The organism is Pseudoxanthomonas sp. PXM02 (genome assembly GCF_014851805.1).
Classification (GTDB): domain Bacteria; phylum Pseudomonadota; class Gammaproteobacteria; order Xanthomonadales; family Xanthomonadaceae; genus Pseudoxanthomonas_A.
Window position 1 is genome coordinate 1,052,093 of record NZ_JACVAK010000002.1, and the last position, 17,806, is coordinate 1,069,898.

Consider the following 17,806-nt stretch of genomic DNA (forward strand, 5'->3'; position numbering starts at 1 on the left):
CGCGCGGCCCGCCCCCTAGTGTTCGCTTCAATCGGCGGCATCCGTCCGCCGCCAACGTCATACCCGGGAGGGGGAGACCCATGAAGCGCAAGCACCTGAGCCTGGCCATCGGCTGTGTCCTGTTGTCGTCCATGCCCTTGGCATGGGCGCAGGACGCCGCCCCGGCCACCGCGTCGCCAGCCACCAACGCCACCACGCTCGACTCGGTCAAGGTGACCGCGCGCAAGCGCGAGGAAACCCTGCAGGACGTGCCGGTGGCGGTCACTGCGTTCACCGCGGAGACGCTGGACAAGATGGCCATCGAGGACATCGGTGACCTCGACGCGCAGGTGCCCAACCTGACCATCTACGCCGCGCGTGGTTCCACCAGCACCGTGACGGCCTACATCCGCGGCGTGGGCCAGGCCGATCCGCTGTGGGGCGTGGACCCGGGCGTGGGCATTTATCTGGACGACGTCTACATCGCCCGCCCCCAGGGCGCGTTGCTGGACGTGTTCGACGTGGAGCGCATCGAAGTGCTGCGCGGCCCGCAGGGCACGCTGTACGGCAAGAACACCATCGGCGGCGCGATCAAGTACATCTCGCGCGGCCTGCCGCAGGAGACCACCGGTTTCGCCTCGGTCACCGTGGGCAACTACAACCAGCTGGACGTGAAGGCCGCGCTGGGCGGCGCGATCGGCGGCAAGGACAGCGGCCTGCGGGGCCGTGTGTCGGTGGCCAGCATGAATCGCGATGGCTTCGGCACCAACACGTACACCGGACAGGAAGTCAGCGACAAGGAGATCAACGCGGTCCGCATGCAGCTGGGTGCGTACTCGCAGGATGATTTCGACGTGCAGTTCGCGTTCGACTACATGGACGACCAGTCCGGCGTTCGCGGCGCGAAGATGCTGGCGGCCAATCCGCTGGCCCCGACCTATCCGCCCACCGACGACCGCTACGACATCCGTAGCGGCATGAAGAACATCAACGACACCGAGATGAAGGGCGCTTCGATCACCGCCAACTGGCGGCCGAACGAGGACTGGGCGTTCAAGTACGTGGCCGCCAAGCGCGAGTCGGATACCGAGACCAATATCGACTTCGATACCGTCCCGCTGCCGCTGGTCGATGTGCGCGCGTTCTACAGCGACAGCCAGGTCAGCCAGGAACTGCAGGCCAACTACGACGGCGGTGGCCGCGCGCGCGGCGTGATGGGCTTGTACTGGTTCAACGGCGACGCCGGTGGCCAGGTGCTGAACTACTTCTGGAACCCGCTGCTGGCCACCGGCCTGACCAACCCGCTGTTCGGCGACACCCAGGGCGTGGTCAACACCAAGAGCCTCGCGCTGTACGCGGACTGGACCTTCGACCTGACCGACCGCCTGAAGCTCGATGTCGGTGCGCGCTACACCGACGAAGACAAGCACGCCGTCGCGTTGAACCGGTTCTACACCAACAACCAGTACGAAACCTCGTGGGGCACGGCGGCCAACTTCGACAAGACGGTCAACTTCAAGAACGTCTCGCCGAAGGTCTCGCTGGATTACCAGGTCACCCCGGACATCATGATCTACGGCCTGGCCTCGCGCGGCTTCAAGTCCGGCGGTTACAACATCCGCGCCAACACCACCTCGGTGCCGCGCTCGGGCGAGCCGTTCGATGACGAGCAGGTCGACAGCTTCGAGATCGGCAGCAAGATGTCGTTCCTCGACCAGCGCATGTTCCTGAACCTGTCCGCGTTCCACAACAAGTACGAAGACATCCAGCTGTCGGTGTTCACCTCGTACACGCTGCCGAACGGTTCGCAGAGCTTCTTCGGCGACTTCACCAACGCCGGCAAGGGCACGGTCAATGGCGTGGAAGTGGAGTACCAGTTCCTGCCGACCGCCAACTGGCTGATCAGCGGCAACCTGGCCTGGCTGGATGCGAAGTACGACGAGTTCTTCAGCAGCGGCGTCAACATCGCCGACACGCAGTACTTCACCAACGCGCCCGAGTTCTCCGGTGCGTTGAATGTGGAGTACCGCACCGACCTGGCCAACGGCGGCAACCTGTCCGCGCGCGTCGGCTATTCGTACCAGTCGGAAGTGTGGCCGACCACGGACCTGAGCCCGGTGATCAAGCAGGAGGGCTATGGCCTGGTCAACGCCGGCGTGATCTGGAAGGTCAACGACGCGTGGAGCCTGTCGCTGCAGGGCACCAACCTGGCCGACGAGGAGTACCGGACCACCGGCTATAACATCGCCGCCTACGGCGTGCTGACCGGCTTCTACGGTCCGCCGCGCCAGTACAGCCTGACCGCGCGCTACGATTTCTGAGCGCATCGGCGACCTTGACGGGGACACGGCAACGGCGGGCGAAAGCCCGCCGTTGCTGCGTTATGCTCGCCGCATGCCACGCCATGCGCACCACGCCGGGGAATTGACGGGATGCTGAGCGTCGGCATGGTGGTGTTCGCCGGCCTGCTGTGGCTGGGCGTGCTGTTCGGCTCCGCGCTGTATGCGGAGCGGCATCCGCGCGTACTGGCGGTGCAGTGGCCGTACATCTATGCGCTGTCGCTGGCGGTGTACTGCACGTCGTGGACGTTCTTCGGCACGGTGACGCAGGCGGCGCGCTACGGCTGGCCGCTGCCGCCGACCTTCGTGGGCACCATCCTGCTGTACGTGTTCGGCGCGTTCCTGCTGGTGCGGCTGGTGCGCATGGCGCGCGAGTCGAATGCGACGTCGCTGGCCGACCTGATCGCCACGCGGCTCGGCAAGGACGGCTGGCTGGCCGCGACGGTGACGATGGTCGCCGCGCTGGGCCTGATTCCCTACATCGCGCTGCAGCTGAAAGCCGTGGCGATGAGTTTCGCGCTGCTGACGCGCTCGCCCGGCAACGACGCGCTGCCCGCCTGGCAGGACAGTGCGCTGTACGTGGCGCTGGCGATGGCGGTGTTCGCCATGCTGTTCGGCACGCGCCGTGCGAGCGCGGTGGAACACAACCGTGGCCTGATCCTGGCGATGGCGTTCGAGTCGCTGTTCAAGCTGGCGGCGATGCTGGCGCTGGGGCTGTTCGTCTGGTTCGGGCTGCCCGACTTGCCGGTGGTCGCGCCCGTGCAGGCGCCGGCCTCCACCACGTATGGCTTCCTGCCGCTGGTGGCGCTGGGCGTGCTGGCGATGTTCACCCTGCCGCACCAGGTGCACGTGGGCGTGGTCGAGTGCCGCGATGAGCGCCACGTGCGCACCGCGCGCTGGCTGTTTCCGCTGTACATGGTGCTGATGGCCGCGCCCTTGCTGCCGCTGGCGCGTGCCGGCGGTGCGATGTTCGGCGACGCGGTGCCGTCGGATCTCTACGTGCTGGCGCTGCCGCTGTCGCAGGGTCACCAGGGATTGGCGCTGCTGGCCTTCCTCGGCGGGCTGAGCGCGGCCACCGGCATGGTGGTGGTCAGCACGCTGACGCTGAGCCTGATGATCGGCAACCACTGGCTGGCGCCCGGCCTGTTGCGCGGTGGCTGGCTGCGCGGCAGCGGCGGCGACCTGCGCGGGGCCGTGCTGACGCAGCGCCGGGTCGGCATCGTGGCGGTGATGCTGCTGGCATGGGCGTACAGCCGGCTCGTCGCCGGCAACGACGCGCTCGCCGACGTCGGCGCGGTGTCGTTCTCGGCCTTGGCCACGCTGGCGCCCGCATTGGGCTTCGCCATCTGGCGGCCGCAGACGCCGCCGCGCGCGGTGATCGCCGGCATCGTCGCCGGCTTCGCGGTCTGGGTCTGGCTGTTGTTGTTGCCGGTGACGATGGATGCACGCGGCGTCGCGCCGGCCTGGTTGCAGGCGGGACCGTTCGGAGTCGCAGGTCTGTCGCCTGACGGCTTCTTCGGGCTCACCGGCTGGAGTCGCCTGGGTCGTGCGGTGGGCGTCAGCCTGTTCGCCGGCACGGTGGTGACGCTGCTGGTGATGGGCTGGCGCGGCAGCGCACCGCGGCGTGCCGACAGTCGCGGCTTCGATGCCAAGACGCTGCGCGATGCGGGCCGCCGCTTCCTGCCGCGTGAGCGGGTGGAGGAACTGTTGGTCGACGCACCGCGCAGTGGACCGGTGCCGGTACTGATCGAAGCGCGGCTCGAACGCGAGCTGGCGGCCGTGCTGGGTTCGGCGTCCGCGCGCCTGTTGCTGGATGCGGCGCGACGCGAAAGTGGCGATCTGGAAACCGTCGCTGCCATCGTCGGCGAGGTCTCGCAGGATCTGCGCTTCAACCAGCAGGTGCTGGAAGCGGCACTGCAGAACATGAGCCAGGGTATCAGCGTGATCGACCGCGACCAGCGGCTGGTGGCGTGGAACCGGCGCTATGCGCAGATGTTCGGTTTCCCGGCCGACGTGTTGCAGGTGGGGCGGCCGATCGCCGACCTGACCCGCTGGGCGTTGCACCGCATGCCGCAACGTGGCGATGACGAGCGCGCGCTGGAGCGACGGCTCGCTTTCATGCGCGCCGGTACGCCGCACCTGACGGAACGGGTGTTCCCCGATGGCAGCATCGTCGAGATCCGCGGCAATCCGATGCCGGGCGGCGGCTTCGTGGCCACGTACACCGACGTGACCGCCTCGCGCCAGGCCGAGCGCGAACTGAAGCAGGCCAACGAGACGCTGGAGCAGCGCGTGGTCGAACGCACCACGCTGCTGGAAACCGCCAAGCGCGAAGCCGAGCACGCGAACGATGCGAAGAGCCGGTTCCTGACCGCGATCGGCCATGACCTGCTGCAACCCTTGCACGCGGCGCAACTTTTCACCGATGCGCTGTCGCAGCAGCTGCCGGAGACGCACCAGCGCGAGACCGCGTTGCAGGTGCGGGGCGCGCTGGACTCCACCACCGACCTGTTGACCGGGCTGCTCGACATGTCGCGCCTGGAGGCGGGCGGGCTGGTGCCGGAGCCGCGCGATCTGCCGTTGATGGAAGTGCTGGAACCGCTGGCGTCCGAATTCCGCGTGCTGGCGAACGAGCGTGGACTGTCGTTCGCCATGGTGCCGACGCGCGCGTGGGTGCACACCGATCCGCAGTTGTTGCGACGCATCCTGCAGAACTTCCTCGCCAACGCGGTGCGCTACACGGTGCGGGGGGGCGTGCTGATGGGCGTGCGCCGGATCGGCGATCGCCTGCGCGTGGAGGTGTGGGATACGGGGCCTGGCATTGCCGACGCGGACCAGCGCCGGATTTTCGAGGAGTTCCGTCGCGGCGACGACGTACCGGGGCAGGGGCTGGGACTGGGTCTGTCGATCGCCGATCGCATCGCCGTGCTGCTCGCGGCGCCACTGTCGCTGCGCAGCCGGGTGGGGCGCGGTGCGGTGTTCGCGGTCGATCTGCCGCGGGTGGCGACGCCTGCGCCGGCCCCGGCGGCATTCGGCAAACCGGGACTCGCGGGTCGGCATGTACTGGCTGTGGACAACGATCCGGTCGCGCTGTCCGCGTTGCGGCAGGTGCTGGAAGGCTGGGGTTGTCGTGTCGCCACGGCAGGCGACGGCGTGGCGGCGGATGCCGCGTTGCGCATGCAGGTCGCGGATCTCTGGCTGTTCGACTACCACCTGGACGACGGCGACACCGGCGTCGCGCTGGCCGAACGCCTGCGCGAATCGCATGGCCCTCGTCCCTGCCTGATCCTCACCGCCGACCAGACCGAGGCCGTGCGCCGCGCGGTTCGCGACGCAGACCTGCCATTGCTCGCCAAGCCGGTGCGGCCGCTGGCGCTGAAGTCGGTGCTGGATCGATTGCTCTCTGCGAGAGTCTCCGGTGTGGGAGCGACGTAAGTCGCGATTCCGGGTTTGTCGGTGGCCCATCGCGACTCACGTCGCTCCCACGACAGCCAAGGCTAGAATGCGCGCCTGCATTCCGGAACCCTCGCATGCCCTACACCCCCATCGTCGCCACGCTCGGTTATGTGCTGTCCCCCGATCGTTCGCAGGTCCTGCTGATCCACCGCAACGCGCGCCCCGATGACCAGCATCTGGGCAAGTACAACGGGTTGGGTGGCAAGATCGAACGCGACGAAGACGTCGTGGCCGGCATGCGCCGCGAGATCCACGAGGAAGCCGGCATCGACTGCGACGCGATGACGCTGCGCGGCACGATCAGCTGGCCGGGCTTCGGCAAGAACGGCGAGGACTGGCTGGGCTTCGTCTTCGTCATCACCGCCTACAGCGGCACGCCGTTTGAGACCAATCCCGAAGGCACGCTGGAGTGGGTGCCGGTGGAGAAGATCATGGAGCTGCCCCTGTGGGATGGCGACCGCCACTTCCTGCCGCTGGTGTTCGACGACGATCCGCGCGGCTTCCACGGCGTCATGCCGTACCGCGATGGCCGCATGGTGTCGTGGAACTTCTCGCGCATCTAGGCATCGGATACGCAGTTGTGTGGAGGGGATGTCAGTAACTTACTGCCACGGCATCGCGTGGCACGTGCCTGCCGTTGATAGGCATGTCGAGCAGTTGCGGCCAGTTGAGCCTGATGACCTCCAGGAAGACCGAGCCGTCGTGTCGCGCCTGCACAGGAACCGCGAGCAACGCCTCCAGTATCTCCCTGCAGTTGTAAGCCACGTGGGTGTCCATTGCGATGTCGCTTTCCGCGGCGATCCCGGAGAGCCATGCCCCCATCCTGTGTTCCCAGTTGAAGAGATCGAACCGGTTCATCCCTTCGACACGCCAGAAACCGACACGCTCAGCCCATTCCGCGAAGGCCGCTTCGTCGTGCTCGCGATTCTCGGGCATGCCGCACCAGCCCTTGGCCAGATCCCTTGCACGCTGGAGCGGGAAGCAGCGATTCGGGTCCCGGTAGAAGCAGCGCCCCACTTCACCGAGGCTTGATCTCAGGTGGAGGGCACGGGGTGGGAAATGCCGGAGGTATGCATAGGCGCCGCGCCAGAAGTGGGGGCGGGGGGCGTTGAGGAACATCAGTTCGCGCAGCTGACGCGGCAGTGCTTCATGCGTGGGAAGCACGATATGGCGCAGATCGAGTCGCTTTGCCGCCGCGGTGCCGAAGTCCACGTCCACGAGGTGGTGGTTGCCGTTGGAGTAGGTGAAGTAGTGGAATCGATCTCGAAACTCCCGGCACGCGGACAACATCGTCCGGCTGTCCAGTCCGGCGGTAAGCGAGAACAGCAGGTCGTCACGCGCGTGCGCGAGACCGCGTGCGGTTGCCCTCAACATGGCGGCTACCTTGTCGGCAGCCTCGTCAACCGAGTAGACGGGAAGTCCTGCCCGTGGCCAGAAGCGCGTCAGGCCGCCCGTCGCGACATCGAGCAGCTGGTTGGGCGTCAGGATGTGTACGTGCTTCCAGAGCGTCGCATCGCCGGGCAGGCCATACATGCCACGGCGCGCAAGTTGCGCCTCCACCCCGGGGCGGGGCGTGTCGCCGATGACCTTCGCCACGAGGGATGCGTGGGAAGCTGCGATATCCGGTGCTGTGGGGGCATAGAACACGGATCGGGTTGCCGCGGCATCGGCGGCGATCAGGATGCTTCCTACTTCAACACGCACGATGACGAAGCGCCCGGACCACCCGTCGGATCGAGCCAGCATTGCATCCAGATCGAGATTGGCAGCCTCCTCGACCAGGCTTTGCGGCGCATGGGCGGGTCGTCGGATATCGAAGACATGGCCAAGGATGCAGACCTGCCCCTTCTCGCCGGCTGCCGCATGTACTTCCAGGCGGGGATCGCGCCAAAGCACCAGTCTTCCGATCTGCATGCGGACCCAGTCGGGCCTCGGCGGCAGAAGTCCGGGAGGGCCGAGCAGGAAGCCCCGCGCATAGAGGGCATCGTCGTGTCCGGTGTCCATCGGCTATGGCGTGTTGCACGCGACTGCGTGCGGCAGGAAGGTCAACGGGACCGGATGAGCTCGTTTTCTAAGGTCCACCGGATGTCGCCTCGATGCGGATCGCGCGTGCTTGGCGTCAGGAGCTGTTGGCGCATTGTCGCGTGCTTTGAAGGACGTCTGTCAAGGTGTTCTGCTCCGCGTTTCGCGGGCCCCCGCCGACTGTCCACAGGGCGTGTGGATGGTCTGTCGATCAACATGTGGATAAGCCGCGGCACGCCTTGCAGCGCAACGCTGTCAAGGTGGGTGGCGAAAAAATGGCCAGTGTGGGATTGGCCCCGGCCACGAGTTGTCCACACCCGGTGTGGATGGTCTGTCGATCAACATGTGGATAAGCACCGGCATGCCTTACGGCGCAATGCTGTCAAGCGGGGTGGCGAAAAAATGACCGCGCCGCGACATGACAGGTCCACGCCAGATTCGACCTCATCACGACATCGCCGACAGAGATCGTTGAATCTCAGCCTTCGATCTGCCGCGCCGGATCCGCCAGTTCCAGTTCGCGCAGCACCACGCCGGCCTGGGTGCGGTTGCGCACGCCCAGGCGGTCGAAGATCGCGGAGAGGTGCGCCTTGACGGTGCGTTCCTGCACGTCGAGACGATCGGCGATCTGCTTGTTCAACAGGCCTTGCGCCACCAGGGTCAGCACGCGGAACTGCTGCGGCGAAAGGCTCGCCAGGCGACCGGCGAGCTCGGTGTCGTGTTCGGAGGACTGCGAGCGCGCGACCGCGCCGCGCAGCGAGGCCGGAAGCCACTGCTCGCAGGCCAGCACGCTGCGGATCGCGTCGCGCAGCTCGTCCAGTCCCGAGCTCTTCGGCAGATAGCCCGCCGCGCCGTGGTCCAGTGCCCGGCGGACCACGCGCGGATCGTCGTTCGCGGACACCACCACCACCGCGACTGCCGGAAACTGCGCGCGGATCGCCGCCAGGCCGGCGAGCCCGTGGTTGCCGGGCATGTGCAGGTCCAGCAGCACCAGGTCGATGTCGTCGTGCGCTTCCAGCGTGGCGATAACGCCGTCCAGCGACTCGGCCTCGCGCACCGACAGCTGCGCCACGGCGTCCGCGGCCGCGCCACGCAACGCGGCACGGAACAGCGGATGGTCGTCGGCAATCAGGAGGTTGGGCATGCGATGTTGCTTACTGCACCGTCCAGCCGCCATCCACCACGATCGTCTGGCCGGTGATGTTGCGCGCGGCGGGCGAGGTGAGGAAGGCGGTGATGCCGGCCAGTTCGTCCAGGCCGATGAACACGCCCTTCGGCATCGGCTTCAGCATCACCTGGGTGACCACGTCGGCCTCGGAGATGCCGCGTGTGCGGGCTTGGTCGGCGATCTGCTTGTCGACCAGCGGCGTCTTCACGTAGCTGGGGCAGACCGTGTTGATGGTGATGTCGGTGTCGGCGGTTTCCAGCGCCAGCACCTTGGAGAACCCGACCAGACCGTGCTTGGCTGCGACATACGCGCTCTTGTACGGACTGGCGACCAATGCGTGGATGCTGCCGATGTTGACGATGCGGCCGAAACCGCGTTCGCGCATGCCGGGCAGCACCGCGCGGGTCAGGCGGGCGACGCCCACCAGCATCACCTGCACCAGGAAGTCCCATTTCTCGATGGGGAAATCCTCCAGCGGCGAAACATGCTGCAGACCGGCGTTGTTGACCAGCACGTCGATGGGGCGCGAGATCGTCGCCAGTGCCGCGTCGATGCTGTCCTGCGAGGTGACGTCCAGCGCGACCGCCTCGGCGGAGCCGCCTTCGGTGCGGATCTGCGTGGCGACCGCTTCGGCGGCGTCGAGATTGAGGTCGCTGACGATGACGTGGCGACCGGCTTCGGCCAACTGCGCGGCGATGCCGGCGCCGATGCCGCTGGCCGCGCCAGTGATGAGGAGGGTGTGGGTAGGTTGCATGGGGGGGACTCCTGCGTGTCGTCGCTAGCGTAGCAGGCAGCCGCGCGCGGTTCGTGGTACCAAAGTACGATGACGGCGCTTTCCCCGGAGGGTAGTTTCGTGGCACTGACCGGAACCCTGGACGCTTTCCACGCATGAACGCGACGACGCGCATTTCCTGCGGCCTCCTGCTCGGCGCGGCACTCGCCGCCTGCAGCAGCACGCCGCCCAAGCCTGAAGCGGTGGCCCACATGATCCAGCCCCAGCGCGTCACCGAGCATCGTGGCGACGACGATTTGCTCACCGCCGGCCTGGGCCTCGACGGCCTGCGCGCGATGGCGGCGCCCGCATTCGCCGATCCCGCGAACCCGACGCCGGCCGAACTGCGTCGTCGCGCGATCTGGGCGAACTGGCGCGGCATCGCCGACCTGTCGCTGACGGGTGGCTATGGCCAGGCCTACGGCAGCGTGGCCGGCGTGCCGGGGCGCGAGTACTCGGCGCTGGCGAAGGTGGCCGGTGCCACGCAACCGCATCGCGTACTGGTGCAGGTGCCGGACAGCTTCGATGCGACCAAGCGTTGCATCGTCGTCACTGCGTCGTCCGGCTCGCGTGGCGTATACGGCGCCATCGCCGTCGCCGCACCGTGGGCGCTGCCGAAGGGCTGTGCGGTGGCCTACACCGACAAGGGCGCGGGGACGGACTACTTCGATCTGGACGAACAGCGTGGTGCGCGCGAAGACGGCACGGTCGGTGCACTCGGGACCGATGCGCTGGCGTTCGCGCCCGACGCCCCGGTCGGCGCCAGCGGGGTGGCGGTCAAGCACGCGCATTCCAAGGACAATCCGGAGGCCGACTGGGGTCGGCACGTGAAGCAGGCGGCGGAGTTCGCGCTGGCCGCGCTGGACGAGGCCTTTCCGCAGGCGGCGCCGTTCCGTTTCGACAACACGCGTGTCATCGCGGTCGGCATCTCCAATGGCGGTGGCGCCGTGCTGCGCGCCAGCGAAGAGGAAGGCGGTTGGCTGGATGCGGTGGTCGCCGGCGAACCCAACATCTATGCCGCCGATGCGCCCGGCGCGCGTTCGCTGTACGACTACACGACCGAAGCCGCGCTGCTGATGCCGTGCGCGCTGCTCGACCTGCCGGCGGCGTCACTGCCGCAGCCGCCGCTGCGCGCGCAGGTCGAACCGCTGTGGACGGCGCGCTGCGCCACGCTGAAAGCGGCGGGTCTGGTGACCGGCGCGGACGCCAAGGCACAAGCCGCATCCGCGCACGCGCAACTGAAGGCCAACGGCTGGACGGACGAGGCGCTGGTGGCCGGTGCGCTGAGCGTGGGCTTCGATCTGTGGCGCGCGGTCGCGGTGACGTATGCGTCGGCGTACGGGCGTTATGGCGTGGGTGAGCATCCCTGCGGCTTCGCGTTCTCCGCGCAGAACGCCGACTTCTCCGCGCGCACAGCCACGGCGGCCGAACGTGCTGCCTGGTGGTCCGAAGGCAGTGGCATCCCGCCGGGGGCGGGGGTCGGCATCGTCGACACGAAGCTCGCGCCGCCGGATTTCACCCTGCCAGGGCTGCAGTGCCTGCGTGCCCTGCAGACCGGCAGTGGCGACGACGCGCGCCGCGTGCAGTCCGGGATCGCGCAGACGGCGGCGCGTTTCCCGAAGACGCGTCGCCCGGTGGTGGTGATCCATGGCCTGGATGACGGCCTGGTGCCGCCGGCGTTCTCCAGCGCGCCGTACGTGGCGGCCGCGCGTGCGGCGAATCCGGACGTGCGCTACTGGCAGGTGCGCCATGCGCAGCACTTCGACGGCTTCCTGGCGCTGCCGGCGTACGGCGCGCGCTACGTGCCGCTGCTGCCGTATGTCTACGCCGCGCTCGACCAGGTCAACGCCACGCTGGATGGCAGCCGCGAGCTGCCCGCCAATGCGTTGATCAGTGCGCAGCCGCGCGGCACGGGCAGCGTGGAGGCGAGCCAGCTGGCGATTCCGCGGTAGCGGATGGTGGTTGTGGGAGCGACGTAAGTCGCGAACGGATCGTCGGTGTTGCGGGAGGCATCTGGAGGGATTCCATCCATCCGGACTTCGTTCGATCGCGACTTACGTCGCTCCCACACCAGAAAAACAGGGTACCCACGACGGTTTCACCCGGTTCGGCTTACCCTGTAGGCCGTCCCTGGTCACGCGTGCCGCCATGTCCCGACATTTCTCGATGATCCGCGACTTCCAGCTGGCCGACTGGTTCACGCTGGGCAACGCGTTCTGCGGCACCGGCGCGATCTTCGCGTCGATGCGCTTCCTGCAGGAGGGCATCCTGCGCGACTTGATGATCGGCATGGCGTTGATCCCGCTGGCCTTCATCTTCGACGCGCTGGACGGGCGCGTGGCGCGCTGGCGTAACCAGGCCTCGGTGCTGGGGCGCGAGCTCGATTCGCTGGCGGATGTCATCTCCTTTGGCGTGGCGCCGGCGGCGCTGGCCTATGCCTGCGGCATGCAGGGCGGCTGGGACTGGCTGGTGCTGTCGTACTTCGTCGCTTGCGGGGTCAGCCGGCTAGCGCGCTACAACGTCACCGCCGAGTCACTGGCCGAGGGCGGCGACAAGGTGAAGTTTTTCGAGGGCACGCCGATTCCCACCAGCCTGTTGCTGGTGATCCTGCTCGCCATCGCCGCCTACCTGGGGCACGTGGGTCCGGCGCTGTGGCTGGGTGCGGTGAAGCTGGGGCCGTGGCTGCTGCATCCGCTGGTGCTGCTGTACGCCGCGTCTGGTACGTTGATGATCAGCAAGACACTGCGTATTCCCAAGCCTTGACCGTGAGGCGAGGCGCGTCATGCACGCGCCGCCAGCCGCGGCTAGAATCGGTCGGGAAGGGAGGACACATGGCAAATTCCGTTCCACCGTGGCCGGGCGATTTCGAATCGGTGGCCCAGCAGTACTGGAGCCTGTGGGGCGACGCCCTGCGGCAGGCCGGCGCGACACCCGCGATGTCCATGCCAGGCAGCGCGCCGGGCTGGCAGCAGACGGTCGACTGGTGGTCGAAGCTGGTACCCGGCGGGCAGCCGCAGGTGGATGAGGCCGTCGGCCGCTTCCAGCGCCAGGCCAGCCAGTGGTTCGGGCAGATGCAGCAGGTCGCCGCGAAGTTCACCGGGCGCGATCATGACGCCACCGACATCGGCAGCGCCTGGCGCTCCGCGCTCGGCATGGCCGATCCCACACCGGCCCACAATCCGTTCGCGGACATCTTCCGCCACATGCAGGGCGGCGCGCATGGGCTGGACGGCTGGATCCAGCAGGTACGCCCGTGGCTGGAGAACCTGCAGCGCGATGGCGATCGCTGGATGCACCTGCCGACCTTCGGCCTGTCGCGGGAGCACCAGGAACGCTGGCAGCACCTCGGACAGGCGTATCAGGACTACCAGCGGCAGGTCGGCGAGTACGACCAGCTGATGCTCAAGGTGGCGCAGGACGCCTTCACCCGGTTCGAGCGCAAGCTTGAAGAACACGCCGAGCCGGGCCGCCAGTTGCAGAACGCACGTGCGCTGTTCGACCTGTGGATCGATGCCGCGGAAGAGGCGTACGCGCAGGTGGCCATGTCCAGCGATTTCCGCCATGCCTATGGCGGTCTGGCGAACGCGCAGGCCCGGTTGAGGCTCGGTGTACAGCGCGAAGTCGAGCAGGTCTGTTCGCAGTTCGGCATGCCGACGCGGACGGAGGTCGATTCCGCCCATCGCAAGATCGCCGAATTGGAGCGCGCGCTACGCAAGCTGACGCGCGCGCAGGCGGCGCCCGCCCGGCGTGCGCCGGCGACTCGCGCTGCTGCGCCGGTGGAAGCACCCGTTGTCGCTGAAGTGCCGCCGACAGCGCCTGTACCGGCGAAGCCGAAGGCGGCGAAGAAGCGTCCGCCCGCCCGTCGCAAGCCGGCACCGGCGCCGAAGGCCGCGCCCAAGAAGCGCGTTGCGGCCAAGAAGACGGCAGCCAAGAAGCGTGTGCGACGCGCGGTAGCCGCCGCAGCACCGGCTGCCACCAAGCAGGAACGCGTGCCTGCAGCGGCCAAACCGGCCGCGCGCAAGCCGACCAAGGTCAAGAAGCCGGCCGCCAAGACGGCGGCCAAGGCCGCTGCCCCGAAAGCGCCGAAGAAGGCCGCTGCACCCATCGCCAAAACGATGTCGGTCGTCTCGATGAAGGACTGGGTGGCGCGCAATGCCACGCGTGGTGCGGTCGTCGAAGCACCGGGTGCCGACAGGAAGACGAAGCGGGGTAAAGGCAAATGAACGGACCGCTCAACTTCAGCGCTGAAGCCCTGGCGCAGGAAGCCTCCACGCTGACGCAGAAACTCTCCGCCGGCCTGCATACGCTGCCGGAGGTCGAGGAGGTCCACTACGGCGCCACCCAGAAGCAGGAAGTCTGGCGCGACGGCAAGGTCGTGCTGTACCGCTTCATCGGCGAGAAGGCGCCAACGGCGAAGATCCCGCTGTTGATCGTCTATGCGCTGGTCAACCGTCCGTACATGGTGGACCTGCAGCACGACCGCTCGCTGGTGAAGGGGCTGCTGGCGCAGGGCGAGGACGTCTATGTCATCGACTGGGGTTACCCGGACCGCTCCGACCGCTTCCTCGAACTTGACGACTACATCAATCGTTTCATCGACGGCGCGGTGGATCACCTGCGCGACAGCAGTGGCCGTGAGGCGGTCAACGTGCTGGGCATCTGCCAGGGCGGCGCGTTCTCGTTGTGCTATTCGTCGCTGCACCCCGAGAAGGTCAAGAACCTGATCACCATGGTCACGCCAGTGGATTTCCACACCCCGGACAACATGCTGTCGCACTGGACACGCGAACTCGATGTGGACCTGTTCGTCGATGCGCTGGGCAACGTGCCCGCCGACATGATGAACGCCTGCTACCTGATGCTGAAGCCGTTCCGCTTGAACCTGCAAAAGTACGTGGGGCTAGTCGACATCCTCGACGACAAGCGTGCGATCGAGGACTTCCTGCGCATGGAGAAGTGGATCTTCGATTCGCCGGACCTGGCGGGCGAGGCGTTCAAGCAGTTCATTACCCAGTTCTACCAGCGCAACGGCTTCATCAAGGGCGGGATAGAGATCGGCGGTGAAGCCGTGGACCTGGGTTTCGTCGACATGCCGGTGCTGAACATCTACGCCGAACAGGATCATCTGGTGCCGCCGGATGCCTCGCGCGCATTGAAAGATGTCGTGGGAACGTCCGACTACACCGAGCTGAGCTTCAAGGGCGGGCATATCGGCATCTACGTCTCCAGCCGCGCGCAGCGCGAGGTGCCGACGGCGATCCACCACTGGCTGGGCCAGCGCACACGGTGATCGCGCGCATCGCCACCGCAGTCGTCCTGTCGCTGCTGCTGTCCATGTCGGTGCAGGCGGCCCCATCCGCGCAGGCCCGGCGCGAGATCCAGGGCCTGATGGAGGCGCTCTCCACGTCGTCGTGCGAGTTCCAGCGCAACGGCACGTGGCACGGGCGCGAAGAAGCACGCAAGCACCTGCAACGCAAGTACGACTACCTGTTGAAGAAGAACCTCGTCGACACCGCAGAGCAGTTCATCGAGCGCGCCGCCAGCAAGAGCAGCATCAGCGGGCGTGCCTACCAGGTACGGTGTCCCGGCCAGCCGGCGCAGCCGGCCGCCGTGTGGTTCAAGGCGAAGCTGGACGCGTCGCGCGGTTCAGGTGCGCCCGGTCGCTGACGCGCTAGACTCGGGCCGGACAACCGAGGGGAGTGGCAGGCGATGAACAATACTGCGTCCAAACCGTTCTCGCGCTCACTGAACGACCGCATGATCGCCGGCGTGATGGGGGGCATCGCGCACCGCTATGGTTGGAGCGCCACGCTGCTGCGGGTGATCTTCGTGATCGTGTCGATCGCCTCGGCCGCATTCCCCGGCATCCTGGTCTACCTGATCCTCTGGCTGCTGATGCCCAACGAACAGGATTGATCCATGGCGCCGGCAGGACTGTGGATCGCGTGCGTACTCGGCGTCGTCTGGGCGGTGCCCAACACGCTGATCGGCCTGCTGGCCGGCGCCGCAGGCATGGCGTTCGGTGCGCGCGCTGAGTGGAGCCGGCGTGATTTCGCACTCGTCTTCCATCGTTGGCCTTGGGGTCCCGGCGGCGCGATCACCTTCGGCAACAGCATCCTGCATACCGGCGACACGCTGGAGTCCGAATGCATCACCTACGAGCACCGCGCCGGTCACACGCAGCACCCGCGCATCCGGCTGGGTGACCACGAGCGCGCGCACGTCTACCAGTACATGGTGCTGGGGCCGCTGTTCCTGCCGGTCTACCTGCTATGCGGCGGCGTCAGCGTGCGCAATCCGTTCGAGCGCGCAGCGGATCGCTACGCACTGACGGGCAAAGGGTGGTGGCCGGGCGGCTGACCGACGGACGGTTGCAGTGTTTTCACTCGTTGCGGACGTCGGCAGGAGTAACCTGATGCACGTCCGGACAACGCACCGAATACGCGTCGATGCGACCCGGCAAGGAGGGCCCAGCCACCCGGGGAAACAGCCCGACGTGACTGGGCCTTCTCATTGGGCATGATCATTGACTGCGTGAAGTCTTCTTCGCCGCCTTCTTCGTGGCTTTCTTTGTCGCCGTCTTGCGCCCGGAACCGCTCTTCTTGCCACCACCATCCTGCTTGTTGACGGTGGCCCAGGCGATGCGTTCGGCGGCCTCGCGCGAACGGCCCTGCTCCAATGCGCTTTCCTCGATGTGCGCAGCCTGGCGCTTCTGCTTGTCGGTATAGGCCGACTTGTCTCCGCGTGGCATGGGGCTGTCTCCCCGTGGATACGGACGCGCAGCTTCGCGCGCCCGACATGAGGATGCCGTCAATGCATCCTCAGCGCTCCATCCGCCGGAACGAGAACAACGGCCATAGCGGGTGCCGGCGACGCTCGATCAGTGCGCGCAGCAGTCCGGCGCCCAGCATGCTGTAGGTGATGCCGTTGCCGCCGTACGCCATAGCGAAGTGCACGCGCGGTCCCCACTGCCGATGCGGGCCGAAGAACGGCAGGCCGTCCTCCGTTTCCGCGAACGTGCCGGCCCACGAGAACGCCGGGGTGACGGCGAGTCCAGGGAACAGATCGTGCAGGCGCTTCAGTAGCGTGCGGGCCTTCTTCCCTACGCGGGCATCGCGCTTGGCAGGGATGTCCATTGCATCGTCTTCACCTCCCAGCAGCAGGCGACTGTCGGATGTGCTGCGTGCGTACAGGTAGGGGCGGGCGGTTTCCCAAAGCAGCGTGTCGGCGAGGAAGCCAAGCTGGTCTTGCGGTAGCGGATCGCTGATGACGGCATAGCTGCTGCGGTTGCGTGCCACGCGCTGTTTGAGCCAGTGTTGGCTCGCGTAGCCGGCGGCGACCACCAGATGCGCGGCCCGCACATTGAATCCCGTGTCGGTGCGCAGTGTCACGCCGCGCGAGGTGGTTTCGATGTCGGCGATGCAGGTGCGGTCGAAGACCGCGGCGCCCTGTTTCTGCAGCCGTTGCAGCAGGCGATGGGTCAGGCGGTAGGGGTCCACGCGCGCCGCCTGCGTGCTGAGCAGGGCAGCAGGCGCGTCGAAGCCATAGTCCTCGCGCACGCGCGCTCTAGACAGCAGCTCGACGTCCAGTCCGTGGCGCTGGCGTGCCGCGTGCTCCTGCTCCAGCGCACGCACGTCGCGCCGGCGGCTGGCGTAGTACAGGCTGCGGTTTCGCGCGAAGCCGACGTCGCGCCAGGCCGACGCGACGTCCTGCAACCCGTCGATGGCGTCAGCACAGGCCCGGTAGGCGAGCGCGGCATCGGCTTCGCCATGGCGTTTCGCCAGGTCGACCAGATGCGTGTCGATCTCGTACTGCAACAGCGCCGTGCTGGCGGCCGTGCTACCCCAGCCGATATCGCGCTGTTCCAGGACGGTCACGTCGAAGCCATGGCGTGCGAGCTCGTCGGCGATCAGCGCCCCGGTGATACCGCCCCCGAGCACAGCGACGTCGCAGCGCAGGTCGGCATCAAGACGAGGGAAGGCCTGCATCAGGCCGTTGCTGACGGCCCAGAAGGGATAGCCGCTTTTCAGGTCCATGGGCACCCGGTTTCGTCACCAGGCGGCCATGCTC

Annotated in this window: 14 protein-coding genes and 1 pseudogene; 10 read left to right on the forward strand and 5 right to left on the reverse strand. The window is 67.3% G+C overall.

The features are described from left to right. Positions 1 to 80 precede the first annotated feature (80 nt). The 3 genes from IB225_RS13560 to IB225_RS13570 all read left to right on the forward strand — a co-directional run bounded on the left by IB225_RS13560 (position 81) and on the right by IB225_RS13570 (position 6,337). A complete protein-coding gene (locus tag IB225_RS13560) occupies positions 81 to 2,300 on the forward strand; it encodes a TonB-dependent receptor (RefSeq protein WP_192311729.1) in 2,220 nt (739 codons plus the stop codon). A 111-nt stretch (positions 2,301 to 2,411) separates the two neighbouring features. Beyond that, on the forward strand, positions 2,412 to 5,753 hold the full coding sequence (locus tag IB225_RS13565) for a PAS-domain containing protein (protein ID WP_192311730.1): 3,342 nt from the start codon (positions 2,412 to 2,414) through the stop codon (positions 5,751 to 5,753). A gap of 95 nt (positions 5,754 to 5,848) precedes the next feature. Then, on the forward strand, positions 5,849 to 6,337 hold the full coding sequence (locus IB225_RS13570; protein ID WP_192311731.1) for an 8-oxo-dGTP diphosphatase: 489 nt from the start codon (positions 5,849 to 5,851) through the stop codon (positions 6,335 to 6,337). A gap of 31 nt (positions 6,338 to 6,368) precedes the next feature. On the opposite strand, the gene IB225_RS13575 is transcribed toward IB225_RS13570, so the two are convergent. From IB225_RS13575 to IB225_RS13585, 3 genes are all read right to left on the reverse strand, one after another. Continuing rightward, positions 6,369 to 7,778 (reverse strand): hypothetical protein, encoded by a 1,410-nt coding sequence (locus IB225_RS13575; protein ID WP_192311732.1) that lies wholly within the window; start codon positions 7,776 to 7,778, stop codon positions 6,369 to 6,371. A 496-nt stretch (positions 7,779 to 8,274) separates the two neighbouring features. Further along, positions 8,275 to 8,940: a response regulator transcription factor gene (locus tag IB225_RS13580; RefSeq protein WP_192268965.1), complete on the reverse strand. Its 666-nt coding sequence runs from the start codon at positions 8,938 to 8,940 to the stop codon at positions 8,275 to 8,277. 10 nt (positions 8,941 to 8,950) lie between these two features. Further along, positions 8,951 to 9,718: a 3-hydroxybutyrate dehydrogenase gene (locus IB225_RS13585; protein WP_192311733.1), complete on the reverse strand. Its 768-nt coding sequence runs from the start codon at positions 9,716 to 9,718 to the stop codon at positions 8,951 to 8,953. A gap of 134 nt (positions 9,719 to 9,852) precedes the next feature. Between IB225_RS13585 and IB225_RS13590 the strand changes: the two genes are divergently transcribed. The 7 genes from IB225_RS13590 to IB225_RS13620 all read left to right on the forward strand — a co-directional run bounded on the left by IB225_RS13590 (position 9,853) and on the right by IB225_RS13620 (position 16,096). After that, positions 9,853 to 11,688, forward strand: coding sequence for a D-(-)-3-hydroxybutyrate oligomer hydrolase (locus IB225_RS13590; protein WP_225583750.1), 1,836 nt, complete (start codon positions 9,853 to 9,855; stop codon positions 11,686 to 11,688). Between the two features lie 196 nt (positions 11,689 to 11,884). Further along, positions 11,885 to 12,499 carry a CDP-diacylglycerol--serine O-phosphatidyltransferase gene (pssA, locus tag IB225_RS13595; protein WP_192311734.1) on the forward strand — a complete coding sequence of 205 codons (615 nt, stop codon included), beginning with the start codon at positions 11,885 to 11,887 and terminating at the stop codon, positions 12,497 to 12,499. Between the two features lie 68 nt (positions 12,500 to 12,567). Continuing rightward, entirely contained in the window at positions 12,568 to 13,959 is a 1,392-nt protein-coding gene (gene phaE / locus IB225_RS13600; protein WP_192311735.1) for a class III poly(R)-hydroxyalkanoic acid synthase subunit PhaE, read from the forward strand. Then, on the forward strand, positions 13,956 to 15,026 hold the full coding sequence (locus IB225_RS13605) for a class III poly(R)-hydroxyalkanoic acid synthase subunit PhaC (RefSeq protein ID WP_192311736.1): 1,071 nt from the start codon (positions 13,956 to 13,958) through the stop codon (positions 15,024 to 15,026). Before phaE ends, IB225_RS13605 begins: the two co-directional genes overlap by 4 nt. A 44-nt stretch (positions 15,027 to 15,070) precedes the next feature. Then, a complete protein-coding gene (locus IB225_RS13610; protein ID WP_192311908.1) occupies positions 15,071 to 15,403 on the forward strand; it encodes a DUF5329 domain-containing protein in 333 nt (110 codons plus the stop codon). Between the two features lie 42 nt (positions 15,404 to 15,445). Continuing rightward, on the forward strand, positions 15,446 to 15,652 hold the full coding sequence (locus IB225_RS13615) for a PspC domain-containing protein (protein WP_192311737.1): 207 nt from the start codon (positions 15,446 to 15,448) through the stop codon (positions 15,650 to 15,652). A 3-nt stretch (positions 15,653 to 15,655) separates the two neighbouring features. After that, entirely contained in the window at positions 15,656 to 16,096 is a 441-nt protein-coding gene (locus IB225_RS13620; RefSeq protein ID WP_192311738.1) for a hypothetical protein, read from the forward strand. A 181-nt stretch (positions 16,097 to 16,277) separates the two neighbouring features. Here the strand turns inward: IB225_RS13620 and IB225_RS13625 are convergent. Both IB225_RS13625 and IB225_RS13630 read right to left on the reverse strand, forming a co-directional pair. Beyond that, positions 16,278 to 16,487 (reverse strand): annotated as a pseudogene (locus tag IB225_RS13625) (HupB); the annotation flags it as partial. A 70-nt stretch (positions 16,488 to 16,557) separates the two neighbouring features. After that, the gene (locus IB225_RS13630) at positions 16,558 to 17,772 is read right to left on the reverse strand and encodes an FAD-dependent oxidoreductase (RefSeq protein ID WP_192311740.1); all 1,215 of its coding nucleotides are present in this window, start codon (positions 17,770 to 17,772) and stop codon (positions 16,558 to 16,560) included. Between the last annotated feature and the right edge of the window lie 34 nt (positions 17,773 to 17,806).